General features: G+C 34.1%; 3 protein-coding genes. 2 read left to right on the top strand and 1 reads right to left on the bottom strand.

What is annotated here, in order from left to right:
* Positions 1-541: aldo/keto reductase (locus F6K40_RS39885; RefSeq protein ID WP_293145769.1), on the top strand; the 541-nt coding region annotated here is incomplete at its 5' end.
* 66 nt (positions 542-607) lie between these two features.
* On the opposite strand, the gene F6K40_RS39880 is transcribed toward F6K40_RS39885, so the two are convergent.
* Positions 608-775, bottom strand: coding sequence for a hypothetical protein (locus F6K40_RS39880; RefSeq protein ID WP_293145766.1), 168 nt, complete (start codon positions 773-775; stop codon positions 608-610).
* A gap of 224 nt (positions 776-999) precedes the next feature.
* Here F6K40_RS39880 and F6K40_RS39875 point away from each other — a divergent pair, with 224 nt between their 5' ends.
* The gene (locus tag F6K40_RS39875) at positions 1,000-1,341 is read left to right on the top strand and encodes a YkvA family protein (protein WP_293145763.1); all 342 of its coding nucleotides are present in this window, start codon (positions 1,000-1,002) and stop codon (positions 1,339-1,341) included.
* The last annotated feature ends 718 nt before the right edge of the window (positions 1,342-2,059 follow it).

Below are 2,059 nucleotides of genomic sequence, written 5' to 3'. Positions count from 1 at the left end.
TGGATGGACTCAGTTTGTTGGTTTGCAAATCGAATATAGTTTAATTCAGCGCACCCCGGAAAGGGAACTTTTACCAATGTCTCGTACTTTTGATATCGGTGTTACTGCTTGGTCTCCTCTTGCTGGTGGTTGGTTGAGTGGGAAATATACCAAAGCTAATGCAACCTCAGAAGAGGGGAGACTAGATAGTGAAATGATGAAAGGTTTTTTGGAGCGGAGCGATCGCAACGTTGCTATTGCTCAAGAAGTAGATAAAGTTGCTCAACAAATAGGAAAAAGTTCCTCACAAGTAGCTTTAAGTTGGTTATTAAACCAAGGTGTAATTCCAATTATTGGAGCTAGAAAAATTTCTCATATTGAAGATAATCTCCAATGCGTCGATGTGAAATTATCCCCCGAACAAATTCAGCAATTAGATCGAGTTAGTGAAATCGAACTTGGTTTTCCACACGATTTCTATAAAACAGATATGGTCAAAAACTTTGCTTATAATGGCGCATTTGAGAAAATTGACAATCATCGTTACTTTCCTGTGAGGTAAATTATACCATTTCTCAAAAATATGGGGGAATGGGAAAACTCACATATTTGCACAATTTTTTGTATTTCATATTACACTTTCTGTGGAATGGGCATCTTGCCCGTTCCTTATATTTTTGATATCAAATCCGCTCCGGTTCAGTATACAAAAATATCCCATCTTCACATAATGCCAAATCTTTCTAGTTCTCCCCACACTTCCCACGGACATTTCTAAATCCTGTTTGCGGAGCATTTCCGCAGGAAAAACCTTTTGAGAGTTTACTATTCCCTATTCCCTATTCCCTATTCCCTATTCCCTAGCGCGTAGCGCTATAATACAAATTTCCATAACTAAATTCCTGAATTTTAACTGTAGAACTTTCTAGAAAAATAGATAGTTGATATTAACACTGACATAGTGTTTAAATTCTGGCATTATTAAAAGTGTAAGTAACTTTTAACTTTGAGGATAATTAAATGAGCTTTTCCATTCAATCTCTATATACTTGGTATCGTAATAGTATCCGTAATCCTAAGTATCGTTGGTGGATTATTGCTGGAACATTGGCTTATGTATTGAGTCCTTTTGATATTTCTCCAGATTTTATACCAATTATCGGACAAATTGATGATGTTGCTATTGTAACTCTTTTAGTAGCAGAAGTTTCTCAGATGGTAGTTGATTTTATTAAATTACGTCGGGGTCAAGATACACCAGTAGCATCTAATGTGAATAGCCAAGACTCAACTACTACAGATTCTACAGTTGATGTAAATGTAGTTTCTGTACCAGAAATGCAAAAAGAAGAAAAACTGTAAATATATCAAGTTAATTAACACTAAAATTACTTTTAAAGCATTTTTTCTTGTTAGAAATACTTGCTAGTGGTGTATAAGTAATAATTAAAAAAAAATCAAATAGACCAGTAAATACTATTCTTTTAAAAAGAGCGAATTTAGAGTATTTTCTGTTTCCTATTGCTTCCTACTTACTACAGAAATAACTACATTTACAGAACTAAAGAATATTTAACCCAAATCTCAGACTAATAATATAGATTTGGGTTGATTTTTTTTTGGGAAAATGGTAAAAATTCAATGGTAAAAATCCAAAAGTAAAGCACTACCCATTTAGGGCGCGGACATTGGTAAATCCTCTTTGCAGAGCATTTCCCTAGGAAAAATTTAGTCAGGAATTACTTTTGAATTCTGACTTTTGAATTTTGATTTGCGGAGCATTTTCCTAGAAAAAATTCAGTCAGGAATTACTTTTGAATTTTGAATTTTGATTTGCGGAGCATTTCCCTAGGAAAAATTCAGTCAGGGATTACTTTTGAATTTTGAATTTTGAATTTTGAATTTTGATTTGTGAGGAGTAGGGGTTCTGATTGTGAAATTTAGCGAACTTGCAAGTAAACTTGGTTCAGAGACGATCGCTTGTAGTCTGGAAAAAATAAATACTCTCGATCCAGATATTCAAGGTATAGCTGCAATAGATGAGGCAAAAACAGCTACTCTCAGTTATATTGAAGGAGCA

This window comes from Okeania sp. SIO3I5 (assembly GCF_010672085.1).
Lineage (GTDB): Bacteria > Cyanobacteriota > Cyanobacteriia > Cyanobacteriales > Microcoleaceae > Trichodesmium.
Note: the sequence above shows the minus strand (reverse complement) of the source record. Positions and strands in the feature narration are given on the sequence as shown.

What these genes read in the sequence shown, in the direction of transcription:
- F6K40_RS39880 (WP_293145766.1), bottom strand. Translation starts at nt 775, where the DNA reads ATGCTCCGCAAACAGGATTTAGAAATGTCCGTGGGAAGTGTGGGGAGA.
- F6K40_RS39875 (WP_293145763.1), top strand. Translation starts at nt 1,000, where the DNA reads ATGAGCTTTTCCATTCAATCTCTATATACTTGGTATCGTAATAGTATC.